Genomic DNA, 21,862 nt, shown 5'->3' with positions numbered 1-21,862 from the left:
GCGGTTTAGCGGTTTAGCGGAGGACTATCCAACAATATAATGGCTTTGATTGGGCTCTTTACCCATACCTCGACCACACAACATAAAACACTGTTTTATATATTATTAACATAAATTTTAGGTACAAAAAAACCTAACCTCAAACACCATTTTAGCGTTATTGCCGCAACAGTATCGAAGATTAGGTTTTAGTTTGTCAGCCTTTTCAAGCAAAGACGCTAGGGCTGGCTCGGTAGCACCGCATATAACAGTATATAAATCACAATTTCATTAACTTACATTAGTCGTATTCGGTTAATAACAGTTTAATTTCACGACTAAAATCGCCGCCATATTTAGCATCTCGCAAACCGTATTCAACAAACGCTTTCATATAACCAAGCTTATCGCCACAGTCATGGGATTTACCCGTCATATTAAAAGCTTCCACCGCATCTGATTTAATCAGCATATCAATAGCATCAGTTAATTGAATTTCATCCCCTGCGCCCGGCGGCGTTTGGGCTAGTAAATCCCAAATTTTTTCGGACAACACGTAACGACCAACCACGGCTAAGTTTGACGGCGCTTGACCCACTGCAGGCTTTTCAACCATTTTATACACTTTGACTGACTCTCCAGCCATCACGGTTTCACCAGCGCAATCTGCAATGCCGTACTTATTCACTTGCTCATCAGGTACAGGGGCCACCATAATTTGACTGGCTTGGGACTCCTGATAACGCACCAGCATAGAAGCTAAGTTTTCAGTTCGCTGATCCGCTGAGTAGGCATCTAAAATGACATCGGGCAACACCACTGCAAATGGATTATTTCCAATACAGGGTTTTGCACATAATATCGCATGGCCTAAGCCCTTAGCCTCACCCTGACGCACATGCATAATGGTGACATTTTTAGGGCAAATAGACTGCACTTCATGTAATAACTGACGTTTAACCCGTTTTTCTAAGGTTGACTCTAACTCGTAAGATTTATCAAAGTGGTTTTCAATTGCATTTTTACTGGCATGAGTCACCAATACAATTTCTTTAATTCCCGCACTGACACATTCATCAACAATATATTGAATTAAGGGTTTATCAACAATGGGTAACATTTCTTTAGGTATGGCTTTGGTAGCTGGCAACATACGCGTGCCTAAACCTGCAACGGGAATGACAACTTTCATAAAATATCCTTATTTAACTAGCGCTAAATTGTATAGTAAAAGTAAAACTAAAATGATTTTCGAGCCTTTCGCTGAGGCTCAGAAGGTAAATAACGAACCGACCAACACAGGGTTATTATGGTTAAAAACAGTAACGTATTGGCTGGTGCTTGTAGATGGAAATCAACCGAGATATGCAAGAGCATATATACGATAGCCATAGCACAACCAAATGCGATACCCTTATAAAGCTTGTTATTGCGTAGATACATTGTTCGACAAGCAAGCCAAAACGAATACAACACCCAAGCGCCTAATATCACCGTCATAACAACACCATACTCAATTACAAATTGCACATATTCATTATGGGCATGATCATAAAAACCAGAGTAAAACTGGGGTTGGTATTGCGGAAAAACCGTATAAAAGGTGCCTCCTCCTGTACCTGTAAAAAGATTATCTTGAATGATAGGTAAGCTATCAATAACCACATTATCGCGGGTTTCTGAAGCAAAGCTGGTCTCAGCTAAGCGCTGCTTAACTTTTTCAATCCCAAAAATCGAACCAACAATAATCAAATCTAAAATAAAAATACTGATAACTAAGGGTTTAAACAATGTCGGCGGGCGGCGGTAAATAAATAATGCAATAACCGACATCAGGCCTAAAGCAGCAAAAAAGCCCGCATTGCCCATCCGCGAACGGCTCATTATTAGTCCTATAACCATCAACACGATTGCTAAACGTAAAATTAACTTTCGACTTAATAGTGTTGATATCATCCCGATAAGCATGGCGCGCTTATCTTGATCGTGCTTAGTGGTTTTAAGCTCTGATAACAGCCAACCAAACGCAATGCTTAAACATAAGGCTAAATAATTAGCAAAATGATTTTGATACACAAAGGATCCACGGGCCTTTTCGCCATCACTAAAACCTAAAATGGGCGAGGCATCTAACTGCAGTAGATTCAGAATCACCCCATAAAAAGCCTGCAAACACCCTGATAAGATAATTGCTATAAACAGCCACCTTAAGGTTTTAGAATGCTGACAATATTGGCTTAATAAGAAAATAAAAATTGAATAACACAGAGTCTTAAGGAGTTGTTGTTGAGTCTGGTAAGGGTCGACACTATCAATACCTGGAAGCCAATTAAGATACTGTAAAAATAAATATATCAATAACAGCCCTGGGGGGAGCAATAATTGCTTTTGCCACTGGTAGCGAAAAAATGCACTATCATGCTTCAGGCAATAGCCAAGATGTACTATCCCCAGTGATATTGTTGTAAATTCAAGGATCGCCAACGCCCAAATACGATTACTGCCTAAAGGGATTGGCATCCAAATAATCACCACACACAGAGCCAATATCATAAAATGATCAAAGCGTCCGCTGAAAACCTTCGTTGGTTTGGCAAGAGTATCCATTAACGACACAGTTCCTTTTCAACCCAGTTTTTATCTTTGGGAGTAAACTCTGGGGTGATAAATTTAAAGTAGGTACATACTATTGGCGTCATGTCATATTGCGTGGCTAAGCGCTTCAAATCAGTGCGCACGTCCCAGCTAGCCATAGCTGAAATCCGCGCCGTTTCAAAAACGTTTTTCTTTTGTACTAGGGTTAACTGAGGCCAATATGCAAAACCGATGGCTAGAATTTGATGCAATACTTCAGGGGTATAAGGACCGTACAGTACAGCCTTATCTAATAAAGGCCATACTTGTGACACATCATGCTGAATGAAGGCTAAATTATATGCGTAATCACTATAAGCATTAGGCCATGTCGGCCTTTGGGAAATGGCATTGGTATATAACTGGTTAAATAGTGCGTTATTGGCAGCGGCAAAATTTGCATATACGCCCCACTCCATGACTTTTGCCAAGGTCAATAAATAGTGAGGGTTTTTACTATCAAGGTTATAAGCATTATCAGCGGCCAATAATGCCGCTGAGTATTGAAGCTGGGTAGGAGGGTTATTTTTCTGCCAATGATCAATATAGAATCGGGATTTAAAATGATACGCACTGGCCATGCCTTTTTGCACAATAACCGGCAATATCGCCGCTAGCAAAAGGAGTAAAAATACATATATCAGCCTTTGCCTTGACCAAGTGAAGTTTTTTATCATTTTAAACTTCAACATTTTATGTCATCACCTTATGATTATTGAAATAGCGAATTAGAAATAGTTCTGGGCATCTCTGTCGTTAATGCAAAAGCGTACTCTTCATCAACTAAGCTACTAACCAATTGCTTTGCTTGGGCAATTTTAGGTGGGCGACGTTTTAAGGAATGGCAATCTGAAGCGATGATGGAATAAAAACGCTCTTTTAAAAATTGCTCACTCAATTGCTGCGGCGCCGAGCCAAAATCGCCAATTAGCGACGCTGCTGTTAACTGAAATAAACAGCCAGCTTGGACAAAGGGCTTAATTCTATGGGGGTGGTTTTGCAGCTCTCTATTACGTTCAGGGTGAGCAATCATCGGTAATACATTTTTACTCAATAACCAGCTAATTAACCTATCTGTTCCCGCTGGGATATGGCTACTGGGTAACTCTAATAGTAGGACATCTTTTTGCTGATAATGACCAATAAAAGGCAATTTATGTTGCTCAACAAACAAGACGATTTCTGGTGAAATCCGCACTTCCGCTGCCGCGCGCAATTCAATAGCAATGTTAGAGCTAACTAGGGCTTGTGAAAGCGCCTTATAAGCTGCAGATATTGAGTTGATATCATTGTCATATATGCCTAGATGGATATGCGGGGTTGCCACCATGCGGGTTACCCCTTGCTCCTGTGCCAAAGCCATTAAACTCAGTGCTTCATCAACGGATTTAGCTCCATCGTCGATATTGGCTAATACATGGCAATGTAAATCAATCATACTTTTATATTGTCCAAGTCAGAAAACGGCTTAGGCTTATCTTTGGCGGCATAATCTGCAAACTGCACAGGTTTATCTTTAGGAGTCTGATCTGCGCCGTAAGCTTTATAGTAGCCATAGTCACCTTGGTAATGCTGTGCATCTTTCGTATTAAACTGGTTTAGAACGACACCAAAGACTTTACTTCTCGCTTGATTTAATTTTGCTAAGCTTAATTTAATCACTTCATTACGGGTATGATCGGCTTTTACCACTAATACCGTTGCATCACATAACGAAGTAATAATCAATGCGTCACTGACGGCATGTATTGGCGGGGTATCGATAATGATTTTACTATACTGAGTTTTCAGCAAGGTTAATAACTTCGGAAACTGGCTCGAAGAAAGTAACTCTTGAGGGTTAAGCGGCACCGCTCCTGCAGGCATAAAGTCGACATTAGGTTTAACATCAGCAACGATACAATGAGGCAAGCTTTCTGTACCTGATAATATATTAGCAAGCCCTGGCTGATAAGAGGGTAAACCAAAACGCTCGCCCATACTGGATTTACGTAAGTCCGCATCAATTATCAATACTTTTTCCATCGTAGAAAAAGCAAAGCCTAAGTTCATTGAAGTGCTGGTTTTCCCTTCGTTAGGCGTCGATGATGTCACTTCAATGGTAGAGAAGTCACTGCCCATGGCCATTAATGACATCGATGTTCTTATAGTGCGAACCGCTTCTGCATGTAAAGGCTGATTATTATCGTAAAAGGCGAAGTTAATCTCTTTATAAGTAGCTCTTTTCTTGGCTTTTGGAATATAACCTAATGCCCGCTGCGATAATATTTTCTCTACGTCATCGCTATTTTTAACTGTGTCATTTAACCCATCCAGTATTAATACCATCACCACCCCAAAGCCTAAGCTGGCAAAAAAGGTCAATATTACAATCAGCTTTTTATTGGGTTTAGTAGGATAGATTGGCACAATCGCTCTGTCAGTAAAGCGGGCGATAGGCGAGTCAAAACTGCCGGTCACTTCGGTTTCTTTTTGACGAGCAAGAAAGCTATCAAACAATTGTTGATTAGTATCAACTTCACGCAGCATGCGACGGAAATCAGTATCTATAGTGCTCAGGTTTTGAAAAGAGCCTTTTGATTTATTAAACTGCGCTTCTAACCCCTTCAGCTTACGTCCTGCTGTTTGCGCTTCTTCTTCAATACCTCTCACTAATCTTGCTATTTGGCTATGTAAATTACTCTGTACTGATTTAAGCTCAGCTTTTGCCGCGATCATTTTTGGATGCTTTGGCCCATAAATTTGCTCAAGCTCAGAAACTTTTCTTTCAACAATCACCACTTCACGCTTAACATTTTGAATCGAGGGATGGGAGGTTACTTCAGGTAAGCTTTCTAAACGGCTGATATCAGTAGCACCGTAGCGCCTGACCACGGTAATAAAACTCTCTGCCTGCGCTTTGCGTGAGCGTGCCATGGCAATTTCATCACTTAATCGTTCGAGCTCTTTAGCATCTAACGCTGTGACCCCTTCAACATCAACCAGACCATTCGCCCGCTTAAAAGATTCTAAGCGTGTTTCAGATTCATCTAGCTTTAATCTTAGCTCTTCTAGCCTTCCACCTAACCAAGTATTGGCCTTTTGTGTCATGCCAACCTTTGCTTCCAATTGACTTAAAATATAGGTATCTCCCACCACATTAGCCACTAATGCGGCCAAGGCGGGATCTGAGCTTTCATAACGAATATGGACCAATTGCGTTTTTCTAACCGGTGAAATACTGATATCTTCGGCAAAGGTATCGATTAATTGTTGCTTAACAATTTCTTGGTCAACATTTTCTGTAGCACTCCCTTCAGGCAATAAGTCATCAGGTAGGTACTCTTCGGGAATATATTCTTTTGGAATAAAATCGAGTAAATAGGCTAGTTGACTAAGCAAACTTGGTTCTGAGACAAATGCAGGGTGATTTATTAAATCTAATTCGTTAAATACTCGCTCTGCAATTGAGCGTGATTTTATAATTTCAAATTGAGTTAAATAATATTCTTGCTGCCCTGAATTAATACCATAAACTTCATCTATTTTAATAGCATTAGCCTGTTCTGATTCGATCAATAAGGTAGACTTTGCACTGTATATTGGCGTCATTTTCAATACGACAAAAATAACCAAAGCAGTAATCAACATCGCAAAGGTTAATATGCGCCATTTAAAACGCATAACAGGTTTTATTAGCTTTTTGAAATCAATTAGCTGATCCATTTGAATTTGAGGCAATGGGTTGGCTCGCCTTTCCTGCTGAGTCATTTAAAAGAACCTCTGTTCAATGGTAATAGTATCACCAGCAAAAATCTTACTGTTAATGTTGCCACGCTTGGAGTTTACCTTTGCGCCTTCTCGGGAAATATTGATTTTGTCTTCTGAAGCCCGCTCAGTCAGCCCACCGGCTAGTGCGATGGCTTGGTTAACTGTCATTCCTGGCTGATATGGATAGCCACCCGGTTTTTTAACCTCGCCGTGAATATAAAAAGGTCGATATTCCACCATTCCGACATAGACACTAGGCTCAACAAAATAATCCCCTTTAAGACCCTTATAAACTATTTGCTCCACTTGTTTTATGGTCAAACCGTTAAGTTTAATTGGGCCTAAAAAAGGAAAATTAATGGTGCCACTATTGGTGAGTTGAGTTTCCAAGGTTAAGGCGTCCTCACCATACACTTGAATAATAATGGTATCACCAGCCCCTAATAGGTAACTATCATCAGACTCGACCGCCTCTGCAGTCGATGTCAGCATCATGGATACAAGAGCTAAAACTAGACTTAAAAATAGAAATCTCATGATTGCACCAATAATTACAAGGTCATTTCGGCAGTGATAAAATAGATATTACGATCGTAATCAAAGCGTTCTTGTATTGATGTATTGTCAGCAATATCTGCACCTGCTCTTAGCGTCATCCAGCGCAACACTTCAAAATTGAACGAAACGCGATAAACATTGGTGGTATCTTCACGCTCAAAGCCTGTGTAATCGTCTTGTATTCGATCGTACCCGAGAGTGGTACCAAACAAGTCGCTCCAATCATGGTTCCATTTAACCCCGTAAGTGGTCTCACGAACATAATCACCAAATGTATCAGGGTCCTCACTACTGCGACCGGTATAGAAGTCAAACTGACTATAGGTCAATGGTTTCCAAGTTAACTTGGCATCCCAAGCTACACCGCTAAAATCTTCCCGCTCTTGATTATCAAATGCTTTTTTCTGATAGCCGATCCTAATAGAACCCTCAGTGGTACTGGTTGCTTCCCACTCAACACCTAACTGTAAATTTTGGGTATCACTGTCTCTATCTCCGCCAGGATCCATGACGTCATAAGCGGTTTGAATATATTGGTAATCAAGAAAAATACTAGTGGCTGCTCGAGTATCATAAAAAACGGTAGCCCCTAATTTAACGTTATCTTTATTACGGAACTGGGTTAATTCTTTAAAGTTTGTATATTCCTTAGAATCATATAAACCATTAATCCTAACTCTTGCCGGCGTTGATTTAGCGCCATACTCATAATAACCACCACCTTGAAAAATATCATAGGTAGCAGGTTCTGTTGGCAGTCCATCATCAAAGCCAAAATCGAACACACCAGTACCACGATCTTCGTGACCGTAAAAATACTTAGCTTCAAGATTGAAACGATTGCTTTGATTTAACTCTACCTGAGCGCGAGCTTTTAATAGTGCATCAAGGTAGTTATCGTCGCTACTATCGAAATAATCACCGTACTCAATACCGGCATCAATAGTATAAATGTTATTCCCATCGAGCATCTTTGCCTGCACCGCAGGGGCTACGGTTAATATCCAACTTTCTTCTTCATTTGTACTTCTACTGGCAATATTATCGTCATATTTTAAGCCTGCATTTAATGCTGGAATAAAATCAACACCGGACTCAGTGGTAATTACCCCAGCTTTTTCTTCAGCACTCACATTTGCTATCCCAGCTGAGATGACTAATAGTGTAAATATATTTAGCTTTGTTCTCATTGTTATCACCTATTCCTTTGATTGTGATTTTTAGTAAACATGTTTACCGACAAAACCTTTAAAGCATGTCATAAAGACAATTTTCACATCTAACCAAATAGACCAATTTCTTATATAAGCCAAGTCGAATTCGATTCTTTTTTCCATTTTATCAAGGGTATCGGTTTCACCACGCCAGCCATTTATCTGGGCCCACCCCGTAATACCAGGTAATACCTTGTGCCGAAGCATGTAATAAGAGACTAAATGTCTGTACTCTTCATTATGAGCAATAGCATGAGGTCTTGGGCCAACCACTGACATATCCCCCATTAGCACATTAAAAAATTGTGGCAATTCATCCAGCGAGCTTTTACGTAAAAAGCCGCCGATACTGGTTATTCGTGCATCTCCTTTCTTCGCTTGAATAACCACATTACTGTTTTCAGTCACTGTCATTGAGCGAAATTTCCACACTTTAATTTTTCGCCCATCAAGTCCATATCTATCTTGCTTAAAAATAATAGGACCTTGGGAGTTTAATTTAACCGCGAAAGCAATAACCAATAAGACAGGACTTAAAACAATTAATGCCATAACGCTAAAAGCAAGGTCAAAACTACGTTTATAAAAGCGCATCATCCCGTTAACGGGTGACTCAAACACACTTAAGGTATCAACCTCGCCAACACTGCCTATGCGTGCATGCATTAAGTTTTTCAATAAAAAATCAGGGGTAATTAATACATCAACAGTACTATCGCCAAGAGCTAAAATAATATCGGCAATTCGCTGCTCCGCAATCATAGGTAAGCAAACATATAATTTCTGAATTTCACCTTTACGTGCAACATCAACCGCATCATTCACCGTGCCTTTTAAACATGACAAATCTAAATTTTCGATACGATTTGGGTCTCTATCATCATAAAAACCCACACACTCGAAACCTAACTCATCATGTTTCTGTATTTGAGTATATAAGCGTTGCCCCGCCTCAGTTAAACCTACAATGGCTACTTTTTGGACGCTATAACCTTTTTTACGACGAAAACGTTTAAACTCACGCACACACAGTCGCCAACTCACTAAAGATATAAGTGTTAAGACATACCATCCTCCCACTGTTACCCGAGAATAAACTTCACTGTATTTAAATACGAATAATAATAATGTCATGAGTAAAAAGGCGAGAGTTACATTTAAACACATAATTCTGCACATGGTAGAAAACCGCCCCAAGCGCCAAGAACGGTATAACCCTAAAGATTCCCCTATATAACTATAAAAAAATAACACCCCAATCAGCACTAATAAGTAGTCCTTATTGAAAGTAATATTATAGCTATGCATCATGATCATTAATGCGGCGGCAATAATGGCAATATCAAAGATACGCAATAAGAAACTAGAACGGGTACCGACAAATTGAAGTGTTGATGGACTTTCCATTTAGCTCACCTAATTAACTAACGATGCATTTAAATTGATGTTCAATAACTGATACAAAGTATGTTCAACTAATTTTTTAGCTTTGGATATAGAATCACTTTCGGCGTAACATCTAAATTCCGGAGCATTACCCGATGGTCGTAAATGAACAATATTGCCATTAGTAAAACTTAAGCGTAGTCCATCTTTAGAATTAACTTCTACTAATTTATTTTCAGATAGGTTTAATTGCTCAAGTAAATACTCTGGCTGCTGTAAACCTAATTTAATAATGTGCTTACTGCGTTCAGTGCTAAAATCTGTCAAACGGTCGCTATGGGTAAAGCGTTGGGGTAATTGTGCTACTAATTCTGCAATAGAGTTGGAAGAAGTTTTACTCAAAGCGCTATGAAGTACCATCAAAACAGGCAGTACTGCATCGCGAGTAGGTAGTGCAGACAAACTATGTCCATGAACCTCGATAGTAGACCCCAGCAAGAAGCCCCCATTAGCTTCAAATCCAGCAATTCGACTACTTTGCCTTTCTACCTCTGAAAACGCGGCTATCACATGGGGAGAGCCAATTTTAGTTCTTACGACTAGATCAAAATAGCGGCTTAGTTCTATGGCGGTATTACAGCTAACGGGTACAACTAATCCATCGATATCTAACGCCTTGGCGGAAAGTAACCCCAGAATGTCACCACGCAGCCAGTTACCTTGCTCATCAGCGAGCAATGGTCTGTCACCATCACCATCAGTGGAAAATAACGCATCAAGCTGATACTCGTGCGTCCACTCGATCGCTTTTTGACAATCTGCTTCACTAACTGCTTCAGTATCAATAGGCACAAAGGTATCACTGCGACCAATGGATATAACCTCGGCACCCAGCTTTTCAAAAATGAGTGGATATAAATCGCGCCCAGCACTTGAATGTTGATAAATGCCAATGCGCTTACCAGTTAACCATGGCGAATCAAATAAACTCACATAACGATCTATGTAATGATTTTCAGCAGCATTATCCACGGTAAGCAAGGGTAGTTGCTCTACGCAAGGATAATAATATTCACTATTTAAAATCGCTATTTCATCGGCTTTAGTAATCTCACCATCAGGCCGATAAAACTTTAATCCATTTCGGTCAAAGGGAATGTGGCTTCCTGTCACCATGATACAAGGAACCTCTTGGCTCATCGAAATACAGGCTAATGCTGGCGTTGGGATAACACCATAATAAACAACCTTTACATCACACAGCTCTAGAGCTGCAGCACAGGCTTGTGCCATCGTAAAACTGCTTGGACGATTATCTATCGCTATTGCGATTGTGTGAACATTAAAAGAGTCTTGCATGGTGTTTAAAAAAGACACTGTGAAAGCTGCGCAGACATCAACAGTGAAATCACATACCAAACCTCTGGCACCGCTGGTTCCAAAACCGATATGACTTGAAGCTATCACTTGTTTTGAATTAAGCATTTGATACGCCTTTTGTTGCTACACGGCCATATCTGTCTTCAAAGCGGACAATATCGTCCTCGCTGAGATAGGATCCCGATTGCACTTCAATTAATTCTAGAGGCACTTTACCTGGGTTTTCTAAGGCATGGATAACACCAACAGGGATATAAGTAGATTGATTCTCAGTTAATAAAATGTCTTGATCGCCATTGGTTACTTTCGCAGTTCCCGATACCACAATCCAATGCTCTGCTCGGTGATAGTGCATTTGCACTGATAACTTTGCCCCAGGCTTGACAGTAATTCGCTTGACTTGAAAACGTCCGCCATGATCGATGGAGTCATATTTCCCCCAAGGGCGATAAACTTCGCGATGGTGTTGCCACTCGCTGCGTTCATGAGTTTTCAGTTGCTCTACAATATGTTTAACTTGTTGAACATCAGCTTGTTTTGACACTAGAATCGCATCCTTAGTTTCAACAATAACCACGTCATCTAAACCAATGGTTGCCACCAGTTTTTCAGTGGCATTAACATAACTATTGTTGGTATCTATACCAATAACATCGCCTTTAAAGACGTTTCCATGGGGATCTTTATCTTCAATCTCCCATAATGCAGACCAGCTGCCGACATCGCTCCAACCGCAATCCATAGGCACAACCACTGCATGCTTGGTCTTTTCCATAACCGCATAATCAATTGAGTCTTCGGGACTTGTAATAAAAGCCGCTTCATCGACACGAATAAAGTCTACATCATGAGTAGTGTTGACCATTGCGGCTTCACAAGCGGCAAAAATATCAGGGCTATATAATTTAAGTTCTTGTAAATAAACACTGGCTTTAAACAAAAACATGCCGCTATTCCAATAATAATGCCCAGTGGCAATATAATCTTTCGCAGTTGCTAAATTCGGCTTCTCAACAAACTGAGAAACCTCAAACCCAAGCTCATCAGCGAGTAACTCACCCCGTTGAATATAGCCGTAACCTGTTTCTGGCGCTGTCGGCACAATGCCAAACGTCACTAATTGGTTATGTTCTGCTAGGGTTACCGCTTTGGTGACAGCCTCACAAAATGCGGTCTCATTCTTAATGACATGATCTGCGGCTAGCACTAATAATAAAGGGTCTTGCCCATTGCGAACCGCATACATAGCAGCAAGTGCAATTGCGGGGGCGGTATTTCGCCCTTCGGGTTCTAATATAATTCCGCTGTTATCTATATTGCCTAAACGAAACTGCTCAGCAACAGAAAAACGATGTTCTTCATTACAAATAACTAAGGGCGCTGAATGAATAATTCCATCTAGTCGGTTCGCTGTTGTTTGCAACATTGAATGATTATCTAACAAAGTAAGAAACTGCTTAGGAAATTGCTGGCGAGACAATGGCCACAAACGAGAGCCTGAACCACCTGCCATAATTACGGGTAAAATCATATTCAACCTCGATAAAAATTATTTTTACAGTGACCAATAGGGAATTTAACGTTAAAAAAGGAGCGATGAGCGTTACCAATCACTTTAATAAGGATTAATTAATGCTTTTGATGAATGTACTTTATGAATATCGGAAAAATTTTAACGCCATTAATAACATACCGACCAAATAACCTTCTTGGTGATTGCATTAATCTAAAAAACCATTCTAGTGATAGTTTTTGAAATATCACAGGCGCTCTTTTTTCCTCACCACTTAAAAATAAAAAGGAAGCACCAACACACAAAGCCAGACCTGAAGCACCTGCCTGTTTAAGTTTTTGGCATAGAATTTCCTGTCTTGGTGAGCCCACGCAAAGAAATATTAATTTAGCAGGATTGGCTAATACAAAATCAACACACTTACCTACTTCAATATCATCATCAATAAACCCCATCGGAGGATTATAATGATTAACTGAGCGTAACTTATATTTAGCTTTTACAAAGGATATAGTTTCATCTGAGCAACCAATAACTGTTATATCAAAATCTTTTTCTGGCAAAGTCTCTATGATTCGTTTGGTTAAATCGCTACCTGGAATAACATCTCCGATATCAACCCTAGCCAGCTTAGATAAGAGATTTAAAATTCGGCTATCATTGACAGTAATATCAGCTTTATCATATATAGTTTTAAAGCTTGAATCAGAGTTGTACCTGATGACATGGTCTACATTAGGCGTAACTAGCATTGAATATTCACCATTATAATTAACAATATGATGAACCAGATTATCGGCTGTAAAGTCATTAAAATTCACACCCAAAAAATTATTCTTTTTTGTAAAATCCATTTTATTCACCTTATGAAAAAGTCAGTAACTTTAATTTTGTTAGAAAAAAGAAAGACTAACCCTACACAGGTTTTTCTTGCTGTAATCAGCATCAATGCAAGTGAGCTAAAGCAATGATTCTTTAACACGCCGAAAGAGCCTTTGAAGTATCGATATCTGAACTCAGCAATGGGATCGCGATGGCCAATTAGGTTTGAGTTGCTAAACCATATATATTTAGATAACAACATTGCTCTAATGGCAAAATCAGTATCTTCACCACCATTATTTTCACTGCCAACACCGAAACTCTCATTAAAACATCTCAATTCAGCGACAATCTGACTTTTATAAATAGTGGTGTTTGAAGACGCGTTTTGAACCAATTTATAAGCAGAATGCTTTTCAATACCACCAACAGCATCTATCGGGCTGGAACAAAACTTGGTATAAAAAAGGTCGCAATCATTGGTACTTACTAACCCTTCAAAATTGAGCCAAAAACTCGTAGGATACCAGCAATCATCATCGGGAAAGGAAATGTAATCATAATCACTAAGAAGATCGAAAACTCTCTCGATAATAAAATTTCTTGCTTTAGATAGTGAAATGATATCTTTAATGTAAAAGTGTTCGGCACAATAATTATCATTATTAGCGGGTTGAATCATTTCAGTCTGAGTGTAGTTTTGAAATAAAACAGCATGAAAGAAGACGGCCTCACTACTTTGCGAGTGCAAGCTATTAACTAGGCGTTTAAAGTCTGAGTAGTTAGTTTCATTATAAACGCAAGTAGTTATAAGTAACACTTTCATAAATCAATACCTAAATAATAAATGGGTGAATCAATAACAAAATCTAGAAAACTACCATTATATATATATGCTGTATAAGTAAGCTTCAGGTTGAAATAGGTAAAGCCTAAGATCAAACAAGAAGTAAAAATACTTAAATTAGCATTTTTGTAATATGAGAGCTTAGTGCTGAAATAATTAAAGATGATAAAATAGTTAAGCCACTTAAAAGAATCATAAAAGGTTAAAAATCTTAGAGGTAAAAAAGAACTAATATGACAAAACATCAGAGCAATGAATAACACCACTAAAAAACGGTAAACATTCCTATATTTTGAGTCATAAAAAAATACAATTATCCCACTAAAAATAAAAATACTAAAATCAATCAGTTTAACAACTAGACCTCTTGATTTATCTTCGAGATCTTCATAGTGACCACTAAGGTTAAAGTATACAGCAACATAAAAAATAGATAACAACACCGTTGCCGTTAGTAATAGCTTGTATGATATGTAGTTAATATTGTACAAACAAAACAATAATATTAGTGCGGCCATCAAAACCGTTGAATTATGAGTAAACACTGAAACAATAGAGAAAAACAAACAAAACCATGGCTTTTTTATATACATAAAATAAAAAGTCAGCACCAGAAACGAACTGGCCACCTGTTGTCTGATTAAATTATATGCATTACCAAAATCATAAAACACCAACATTTGAAACAAAACCAAAGAGCAACATATCAAGACATTTACTTTTTCGCGCTTACAGATCTCGATAATCACAAAGGTTGGAATCAGATAAATCACACAGTGTACCCAGAGAATATAAGCTGGATAATATCCATTGGTCGCTTTACTCGAGATATAAACAAAGAAATGATACAGGGGCTCACTTGCTTTCAATGACACGCTAGCCAGATCATCTTCAAAAGCATTAAAAAAACCTAATTCATAATCTGAAAAATTAGTAAAGTAAGTATAATACCATTCTAGGTCGTTACCCTTTACGAAAAACTCCCGATTAAAATTGATTAAAATAAAGAAAAACACAAGCGATATAGGTAGTAGCTTTACCAATTTATAGTTGTGAGTATAAACAATCAAAAAAGCACAACAAAGAAACGATAAAAAAGGAGTAAATATAGAAAACAATATTAAAACAGCAAAAACAAATGAAAACTTAACATTTAGAATACTATCATCATCGCTATATGATAAGTGACTATCCACAAGTACTCCTTGTTAATTACTATGTTTTATTTTATAAGCCATTCTTTTTATCAAGAAAGGTAAGCCTGTTACGGTTTTCAGTGCATAAAAAAATGATTTACCATTAATAAAAATAGCATTACCATCTTGCTCTATCGAATACAAAAATCTTTTGGTACCAATAAACCTTTTTTTAAAGGAGTTGAGTCTTGGCATCACTATATAATAAAAACAAAGATATTTTTTCCTATATAATATAATCGCTTTCAATCTCTGATACTCAGCATCGTCTAAATTAAGACTGTTGAGTAACTTTTCTTCATATTCAAATCTAAGCTTAACCGTCTGATAAGAACACGGTGTATTTGAAATTCGATACTCATCATGATCCACATGGATAAATGTTGGCTGCTTAAAAAACAGCACACTTAGCTTGCTTAAATGTATTTTAAGGATTAGCACATGGTCTTGGTATTTTTTACAATTATCAAAGCCACCAATTTGCATCAATGCTTTTTTTCTTCCCATAACCATAGGAGTATAACAGTTACCATCTTCGAGTAATTCAATCGGAGTGGTTCCCTTGAAGTGGCAGAAATCTAACTGATATTTTTTCCCATTAAACTTAGAGTACATATCACTGCAACAAATATCGTACTCGCTGTGCTCATTAAAAAATTGAAGTTTAGCTAAGGTTGCTTCAACAAGCAGCATATCGTCATCATCTAAAAAAGTGACGATTGAGGTTTTGGTTAATTCAACCCCTTTATTACGTGCTATACAAGCGCCTGAATTATCATTTAAAGCAAAATATAATAAGCGGCCATTAAACTCAGGGGCTACGTTATCTATTAGTGCTTTAGTTGAAACCTGGTTAGGTGTATCTAGTCCATTATCATCTATCACCACAATTGATATATCTGGATGCTGACAAGAATGTATTGATTTTAAAATCTTTTCAGCTCTGCCATAAGTAGGGATCACCACGGTCAACTTGTTAACATCATTGTCTTTATCCAACATACTACCTACCTAACACGTAATGAGTCATCCAACTATTACTACTTAATAGTTTATCAATAACAATAGAGCCTGCGATGCCTGCTGTAAGCCCAACCATAAAAACTAAACTCGTATTTAATACATCAAAATAATTTAAAAAAATCCGGCTTGATGCCGTAAAGAACACATGGAACAAATAAATAGAAAAAGAATAAACTCCAATGTACGAAAGCCATTTCATCTTTATTTTCAATAAAAACAGAGTAAAACAAAAGCTAAATCCAATGCCAATTCTTAATGCTCTGTCATCGAAGTCAAAGTATAACGATAACCCGTAAGACACCAGTATCGCTAAACTAACAGTTAACATTTTTTGCACAGCAGAGGGGAACCTTGAGTTCATCATGCCAAATAAAAAGAATGGTAATAAGTAAAAAAAACCATCTAAAGATAAATAGTTAACATCAACGCCTAAAAGGTAAATAACGATAGAAAGAACCAAAATAAAAACAGACGTTAGATAACTATTGAGCAGATTAAAAAACTCAAACAAAGTAACTAAACAAAAAACTAAAAAAATCGCCTCTAAAAACCAATAATGGTCGACAGGAATAATATGCATAAGCCAAAAGTTTATCGTTTCTCGATTAGTCCCTGGCACATAAAACTGTAACAAAGCAAACAAAGTTCCAACCGTTAGCATAGGGTATAGCAATCTTGCCGTTTTCTTTTTTAAAAAAGGAATAAAATTGCTTTTTAAGGGTCTCATACCATATATGAGTCCTGATAAAAATGAGAAAAGCGGCATACGAATATAAATAAACACATCATTAATATCACGTAATACGCCTGAGTCTATTCTCATTCCTTGCGTAGATGAAGATCCAATTACGTGATAACTAACTAACAATATACATGCCAACCCCCGTAACGTGTCAATTTCAAGCTTTCGACTAGCCAACATAATTAAATCCTTATGTTAAAGCATCTTACGAAAACAAATTTCCTATAAATCCATTTAAAAGATAAATATTGTTCATTAAAATAATGCTATCAACTAAAAATTATCATTTCACATTCATATAAAAACAAAATAGACAATGAGCAATAAAATGAATATTTTTTATACTTGCTACTCTTTGAAGAATCGACAACGGGTTTAGATAAAATCCTGTTTAAAATCAATCTTGGATTCTTAATATAATTCTTATATGACTGGGGAAAAAAAGGTAAATGACCTTTCGAAAACGCAAACAAGGTCGACAAAGCCAAAGGGGGATCTATTTTATCTCCTGCCAATTTAAATACTGAGATAACTGAATGATTTTCGGTATTTATTTTTTCATTTATTATGTAGGATGACTCTCTCAAAGCCACCTCAACTCTAGAAGAAACAACCTCTTTTGAACGGTTAACAGTTAAGGTACCAACACCTCTGGTCACACAATAAAAAACTTCATCCAACACACTAATATTATTCGCTTTACTCCCTGACACTAAAGAGAACATCACATCATTAGATGCTAAAACCTCATCAAAGCGAACATTATTCTCAACTAAGAATTTACGTCTAAACACCTTGCTCCAGGGGACATAAAATTTATAGCGGATATCTTCACATTCAGACTGTAAATAGTTATCAATCAATTTAGCATATCGAACATGCCTGTCTGACTTTTCTTTTTCAACCAAACAAAAACTGGTTGGTTTAAAGTAGCAAATGTCACAATCTTTTTTAAGACCAGAACAGATAGTATCAAAAGCATTATCTACAAAATAATCATCGGAATCAGCAAATATGATAAATTCTCCTTTAGCATGCTTTATCCCAATATTTCTTGCCGCGCCAGCACCTTTATAACCTGATTCATTAGTCAGCACAGTCAAGTTTTCATAATGCTTAACCATAAACTCATCTATATAGTCAGTCACTTTCGAATGACTATTATCATCTACAATTATAACTTCCACATAGTTTTTGGAAGGTATTGTTGATAACAATTTATTCAAACCATTGATATTGTTATAGTGAGGGATAATGACTGTATATTTATAACTCATTTGCTAAGCCCTTTACCTATCTTTAATAGTGCTAAATAAACCATTAAGAACCCATTCAAATAAAATGCATATTGAACATGTAAAGTAAAACGGAGAAAAATTAAAATAAATCACTGACTGACACCAAATATTAATAATCAAAAATTAGTCGCTAATACAAAATTTGCAGCTAAAATAATTACACTGCTGATAACCCCGTAGGATATCGTACCAAATACACTTGACAGGCCTGAAGGAAAAATATGTTTACTCATTAGCAGGTAGCATTGAATAAAATTAATTGTAAAACTGATAACTATTAACCAACAAAGCGTTTCTAAACCACCTAAATATACCCCGATAACAATGGCACTTACGCTGGTGAGGGCATGGTAAAAGCCGCATTTCAATAATAAATCTGCTCTACCCGCAGCTTGGTAAAAACCACCACTTGAACTAATCACCACTTGAGTTGGAATTGAAATAGAAAGAATTCTAAGCAATATAGATACATCCCCCCATTTATCACCAAGTAAAATGAACACGATTTCATCGGCAAAGATACATATTAATATTCCGACTAAAGCACCAAGCAATGACATATATTTAGTAAACTTTATATGTAACCGTTCAAATTCAGGAGGGTTTTCTCTAAGCTCCTTCATAACAGGTTGTATTGCCGGCGCCATTGCAAATGTTAATATTAACAGTGGGTATCTCATCAATCGATAGGCTTTATCGTATATCCCTAGGCTTGTTGCACCTAAGTACTTACCCACTAAGATATTATCTAAATTTTTTGAAAAGTAGTTTAAAAAATTAAAGCCGGCTTGATCCTTTGAAAAAGCCAATATTTTTTTAACATGGCCTAATTCTCGGCCAAAGTGCGGAATACCTTCTTCTGTATTCTTAGCGGCAAACAGTATCAAAATATATCGAAAAATTGAGACGACCAAAGGCTTTATCGCTAGCGCCCATATAGGTTCAAAATAGTCTAAAGTGAGCAGTAAAAACACAACGGAAATGATCTCTGCTATTGCTTCACATCGCGCTATGGTAATAAATTTTTTCTCTCGGTTTAGTGCAGACATCGGCACTATAACCGAGGTGTTAAACACAATACTAATGCCAACCGGAATAACTAAATATTGATATATGTCATCACCATAAAACCAAGCAATAAGTGGAGATATGATAAAGAAAATTACAGAAACCGCAGCACCCAAAACCCAAGTAAAACTGTAAATACCATCGCGCATCTGCGTTGATATTTTGGATTCATTAATTAAAGCAGGCCCAAAACCCATCTCGCTTAATAGGGCAAAAAATACAGCAAATACTTGAATAACAGCAAATATACCAAAAGTTTCAGGTGTAAATATTCGCGCTAGTATCATCATTGATAGTAACTGCACTAAATACACTAAGTATCGACCTGTTACGCTATAGAGCATTGAACTAGCTAATTTTTTCCCATTTGAAATTTCAGGCATGAATCACTTTTAGTCCTTTAACAGTACCGAGGTTAGTTGCTCTTTCGTTTCAAATATTCACAAAGTTCCAAAGCGACTAATAGTCATTGCCAAACAAATCTCGGGTATAGACTTTTTCTAATACATCATTTAAATCGGCTGTAATTCGATTAGATACAATCACATCCGCACTAGCTTTAAATGCTGCTAAATCTCGGTACACTGGTGAGTTAAAAAACGTATCTTGCTCCATAACAGGTTCATAAATAATCACTTCTATGCCTTTACTTTTAAGGCGCTTCATCACGCCTTGAATACTTGAGGCCCTGAAGTTATCTGATCCTGACTTCATGATTAATCGATAAATACCTACAGTGTTAGGGTTTCGCTTTAGAATAGAATTAGCAATAAAGTCTTTTCGAGTGGTATTAGAGTCAACAATTGCTGTTATCAGATTATTTGGCACATCAGCATAGTTAGCTCGCAGTTGTTTAGTATCTTTTGGTAAACAGTAGCCGCCATAACCAAAAGAGGGGTTATTATAATGATTGCCAATACGAGGGTCTAAACCTACTCCATCGATTATCTGCTTGGTATCTAGGTCAAGGGATTCTGCATAGGTGTCTAGCTCATTAAAATAAGCCACTCTTAAGGCTAAATACGTATTTGAGAATAGTTTGACCGCCTCAGCCTCTGTCGACTCGGTAAACAAGACTTTGATATCTTGCTTTAATGCCCCTTGAACCATTAACTCAGCAAATATTTCAGCGCGTTTACTCTTCTCTCCCACAATTATTCTTGAAGGATATAGATTGTCGTACAGTGCTTTTCCCTCACGTAAAAATTCCGGTGAGAAAATAATGTTATCGCAATTTAACTTTGCCTTTATCCGTTCGGTATATCCAACTGGCACAGTAGATTTTAAGATCATCACAGCGCTAGGGTTAATCGAAGTCACTTGTTCAATAACCATTTCTACAGAAGAAGTATTAAAATAATTTGTTTGAGGATCATAATCCGTAGGAGTGGCTATAATCACAAAATCAGCACCTTGGTAGGCGCTGACTTTATCTAAGGTCGCTGTAAAGTTTAACGATTTATTTGCAAGAAAATCTTCAATTTCAGTATCGGTAATTGGCGACACCTTGTCATTGAGGAGGTTAATTTTGGACTCAATAATATCTACAGCAACAACCTCATTGTGTTGAGCAAGTAACATAGCGTTCGATAAGCCAACATAACCTGTACCAGCAATTGCTATTTTCATTTAAAACAACACCCTTTTTAACATATAAGTTAATGTTTTTTTTGTAAATCTTATCGGTAGATTCAATAGCAAAAAATTATAATTCCACATATCTCTAGATGGCTTTATCCACGCTACCGCACTGAATTTTAGCTTCCAGATTGCTATAAAAGTTATGAATAATTTAGCTAATAATTTACAAATTTGATTGGTTGTTAGGACGCTTCAACTTTCAAATCCAACCAGAAAACTTAGCAACAAATGAAAGTATAGACACTCACATGAATCTCGGTACAAAGTATGAAAATCAAAATTGATCTTCATTAAAGTCTACGCCATCTAAGTTAATCGGCTTCATCAAGCCCACTTAACAATGATGTTACATTGAAGCATACATGAAACCCCTGTCAGTTTTTTGAAACCCTATAACCTCAATTCAAAAATCAACCTAAAGTAGCCTAATTACTCACCTCGGTATCAAACTAAGTACTATTACTGCGAACCAAGAATAGTACTTTAGTATAGGTCACCCTTGCACTTGGTGGATCCTCAGAGCTTAGAACGCATCCATCTATGCCTGAGGCTGCTGTATTTTGGTGCAATGTTAACTTTAATAAACACCAACCACTTAGGGGAACTAAAGCTAGCAACAACAAAAAACGTTTAAATACAATAACTAAAAATCAAAATTAAGCGTGTTAAGTAATAATTATAAAATAAGGCCATTAAATCGCCCTAAATAGCTGTACATAATTCAATCAAGATCCGTGCCAAAAACAAAGCAAGTTAGTAAGTACCAACAAACAATGTAACAATTTTGCAATAGTTTAGTCCCTAGAAATCT

The 21,862-nt window shown here is 37.3% G+C and carries 18 protein-coding genes; all 18 read right to left on the bottom strand.

Going from position 1 to position 21,862, the window contains the following annotated elements; genetic code table 11:
* Nucleotides 1-280: 280 nt before the first annotated feature.
* The gene (galU, locus tag BCU94_RS17070) at nucleotides 281-1,171 is read right to left on the bottom strand and encodes a UTP--glucose-1-phosphate uridylyltransferase GalU (protein ID WP_102439059.1); all 891 of its coding nucleotides are present in this window, start codon (nucleotides 1,169-1,171) and stop codon (nucleotides 281-283) included.
* A 47-nt stretch (nucleotides 1,172-1,218) separates the two neighbouring features.
* Nucleotides 1,219-2,586 (bottom strand): O-antigen ligase family protein, encoded by a 1,368-nt coding sequence (locus BCU94_RS17065; RefSeq protein WP_102477067.1) that lies wholly within the window; start codon nucleotides 2,584-2,586, stop codon nucleotides 1,219-1,221.
* Nucleotides 2,586-3,305 carry a hypothetical protein gene (locus BCU94_RS17060; protein ID WP_102439063.1) on the bottom strand — a complete coding sequence of 240 codons (720 nt, stop codon included), beginning with the start codon at nucleotides 3,303-3,305 and terminating at the stop codon, nucleotides 2,586-2,588. The genes BCU94_RS17065 and BCU94_RS17060 overlap by 1 nt, the downstream gene beginning before the upstream one ends.
* A gap of 20 nt (nucleotides 3,306-3,325) precedes the next feature.
* A complete protein-coding gene (locus BCU94_RS17055; RefSeq protein ID WP_102439065.1) occupies nucleotides 3,326-4,051 on the bottom strand; it encodes a CpsB/CapC family capsule biosynthesis tyrosine phosphatase in 726 nt (241 codons plus the stop codon).
* Nucleotides 4,048-6,363 carry a polysaccharide biosynthesis tyrosine autokinase gene (locus BCU94_RS17050; protein ID WP_102477066.1) on the bottom strand — a complete coding sequence of 772 codons (2,316 nt, stop codon included), beginning with the start codon at nucleotides 6,361-6,363 and terminating at the stop codon, nucleotides 4,048-4,050. The genes BCU94_RS17055 and BCU94_RS17050 overlap by 4 nt, the downstream gene beginning before the upstream one ends.
* A complete protein-coding gene (locus tag BCU94_RS17045; protein ID WP_102477065.1) occupies nucleotides 6,364-6,900 on the bottom strand; it encodes a polysaccharide biosynthesis/export family protein in 537 nt (178 codons plus the stop codon).
* Between the two features lie 14 nt (nucleotides 6,901-6,914).
* Nucleotides 6,915-8,111: an outer membrane beta-barrel protein gene (locus tag BCU94_RS17040; RefSeq protein WP_102477064.1), complete on the bottom strand. Its 1,197-nt coding sequence runs from the start codon at nucleotides 8,109-8,111 to the stop codon at nucleotides 6,915-6,917.
* 30 nt (nucleotides 8,112-8,141) lie between these two features.
* Nucleotides 8,142-9,542 (bottom strand): undecaprenyl-phosphate glucose phosphotransferase, encoded by a 1,401-nt coding sequence (locus BCU94_RS17035; RefSeq protein ID WP_102477063.1) that lies wholly within the window; start codon nucleotides 9,540-9,542, stop codon nucleotides 8,142-8,144.
* Nucleotides 9,543-9,551: 9 nt separating this feature from the next.
* Nucleotides 9,552-11,006, bottom strand: a complete 1,455-nt coding sequence (locus BCU94_RS17030) for a phosphomannomutase (RefSeq protein ID WP_102477062.1) — start codon at nucleotides 11,004-11,006, stop codon at nucleotides 9,552-9,554.
* Nucleotides 10,999-12,432, bottom strand: a complete 1,434-nt coding sequence (locus tag BCU94_RS17025) for a mannose-1-phosphate guanylyltransferase/mannose-6-phosphate isomerase (protein WP_102477061.1) — start codon at nucleotides 12,430-12,432, stop codon at nucleotides 10,999-11,001. Before BCU94_RS17025 ends, BCU94_RS17030 begins: the two co-directional genes overlap by 8 nt.
* A gap of 98 nt (nucleotides 12,433-12,530) precedes the next feature.
* Nucleotides 12,531-13,268, bottom strand: coding sequence for a WecB/TagA/CpsF family glycosyltransferase (locus BCU94_RS17020; protein WP_102439080.1), 738 nt, complete (start codon nucleotides 13,266-13,268; stop codon nucleotides 12,531-12,533).
* Nucleotides 13,269-13,273: 5 nt separating this feature from the next.
* Nucleotides 13,274-14,062: a glycosyltransferase family A protein gene (locus tag BCU94_RS17015; RefSeq protein WP_102439082.1), complete on the bottom strand. Its 789-nt coding sequence runs from the start codon at nucleotides 14,060-14,062 to the stop codon at nucleotides 13,274-13,276.
* Nucleotides 14,059-15,279, bottom strand: a complete 1,221-nt coding sequence (locus BCU94_RS17010; protein ID WP_102439084.1) for an EpsG family protein — start codon at nucleotides 15,277-15,279, stop codon at nucleotides 14,059-14,061. The genes BCU94_RS17015 and BCU94_RS17010 overlap by 4 nt, the downstream gene beginning before the upstream one ends.
* Before the next feature lie 12 nt (nucleotides 15,280-15,291).
* The gene (locus BCU94_RS17005) at nucleotides 15,292-16,281 is read right to left on the bottom strand and encodes a glycosyltransferase family 2 protein (RefSeq protein WP_102477060.1); all 990 of its coding nucleotides are present in this window, start codon (nucleotides 16,279-16,281) and stop codon (nucleotides 15,292-15,294) included.
* A gap of 1 nt (nucleotide 16,282) precedes the next feature.
* Complete coding sequence (locus BCU94_RS17000) at nucleotides 16,283-17,224, bottom strand: acyltransferase (RefSeq protein WP_102477059.1); 942 nt, start codon at nucleotides 17,222-17,224, stop codon at nucleotides 16,283-16,285.
* A gap of 89 nt (nucleotides 17,225-17,313) precedes the next feature.
* Nucleotides 17,314-18,321 carry a glycosyltransferase family A protein gene (locus BCU94_RS16995; RefSeq protein WP_102477058.1) on the bottom strand — a complete coding sequence of 336 codons (1,008 nt, stop codon included), beginning with the start codon at nucleotides 18,319-18,321 and terminating at the stop codon, nucleotides 17,314-17,316.
* Between the two features lie 137 nt (nucleotides 18,322-18,458).
* Nucleotides 18,459-19,793: a lipopolysaccharide biosynthesis protein gene (locus BCU94_RS16990; protein ID WP_102477057.1), complete on the bottom strand. Its 1,335-nt coding sequence runs from the start codon at nucleotides 19,791-19,793 to the stop codon at nucleotides 18,459-18,461.
* A 76-nt stretch (nucleotides 19,794-19,869) separates the two neighbouring features.
* A complete protein-coding gene (locus tag BCU94_RS16985) occupies nucleotides 19,870-21,039 on the bottom strand; it encodes a nucleotide sugar dehydrogenase (RefSeq protein WP_102439094.1) in 1,170 nt (389 codons plus the stop codon).
* Between the last annotated feature and the right edge of the window lie 823 nt (nucleotides 21,040-21,862).

It is taken from the genome of Shewanella sp. 10N.286.52.C2 (assembly GCF_002874545.1).
Taxonomy (GTDB): Bacteria; Pseudomonadota; Gammaproteobacteria; order Enterobacterales; family Shewanellaceae; genus Shewanella.
This window is presented reverse-complemented; position numbering and strand designations above follow the sequence as displayed.

Bases quoted from the DNA above. Each gene is read 5' to 3' on its own strand.
- BCU94_RS16990 (WP_102477057.1), bottom strand. From the start codon at position 19,793: ATGCCTGAAATTTCAAATGGGAAAAAATTAGCTAGTTCAATGCTCTAT.
- BCU94_RS17055 (WP_102439065.1), bottom strand. From the start codon at position 4,051: ATGATTGATTTACATTGCCATGTATTAGCCAATATCGACGATGGAGCT.
- BCU94_RS16995 (WP_102477058.1), bottom strand. From the start codon at position 18,321: ATGAGTTATAAATATACAGTCATTATCCCTCACTATAACAATATCAAT.
- BCU94_RS17040 (WP_102477064.1), bottom strand. From the start codon at position 8,111: ATGAGAACAAAGCTAAATATATTTACACTATTAGTCATCTCAGCTGGG.
- galU (WP_102439059.1), bottom strand. From the start codon at position 1,171: ATGAAAGTTGTCATTCCCGTTGCAGGTTTAGGCACGCGTATGTTGCCA.
- BCU94_RS17020 (WP_102439080.1), bottom strand. From the start codon at position 13,268: ATGGATTTTACAAAAAAGAATAATTTTTTGGGTGTGAATTTTAATGAC.
- BCU94_RS17050 (WP_102477066.1), bottom strand. From the start codon at position 6,363: ATGACTCAGCAGGAAAGGCGAGCCAACCCATTGCCTCAAATTCAAATG.
- BCU94_RS17025 (WP_102477061.1), bottom strand. From the start codon at position 12,432: ATGATTTTACCCGTAATTATGGCAGGTGGTTCAGGCTCTCGTTTGTGG.
- BCU94_RS17065 (WP_102477067.1), bottom strand. From the start codon at position 2,586: ATGGATACTCTTGCCAAACCAACGAAGGTTTTCAGCGGACGCTTTGAT.
- BCU94_RS17005 (WP_102477060.1), bottom strand. From the start codon at position 16,281: ATGTTGGATAAAGACAATGATGTTAACAAGTTGACCGTGGTGATCCCT.
- BCU94_RS17000 (WP_102477059.1), bottom strand. From the start codon at position 17,224: ATGTTGGCTAGTCGAAAGCTTGAAATTGACACGTTACGGGGGTTGGCA.
- BCU94_RS17035 (WP_102477063.1), bottom strand. From the start codon at position 9,542: ATGGAAAGTCCATCAACACTTCAATTTGTCGGTACCCGTTCTAGTTTC.
- BCU94_RS17060 (WP_102439063.1), bottom strand. From the start codon at position 3,305: ATGTTGAAGTTTAAAATGATAAAAAACTTCACTTGGTCAAGGCAAAGG.
- BCU94_RS17045 (WP_102477065.1), bottom strand. From the start codon at position 6,900: ATGAGATTTCTATTTTTAAGTCTAGTTTTAGCTCTTGTATCCATGATG.
- BCU94_RS16985 (WP_102439094.1), bottom strand. From the start codon at position 21,039: ATGAAAATAGCAATTGCTGGTACAGGTTATGTTGGCTTATCGAACGCT.
- BCU94_RS17015 (WP_102439082.1), bottom strand. From the start codon at position 14,062: ATGAAAGTGTTACTTATAACTACTTGCGTTTATAATGAAACTAACTAC.
- BCU94_RS17030 (WP_102477062.1), bottom strand. From the start codon at position 11,006: ATGCTTAATTCAAAACAAGTGATAGCTTCAAGTCATATCGGTTTTGGA.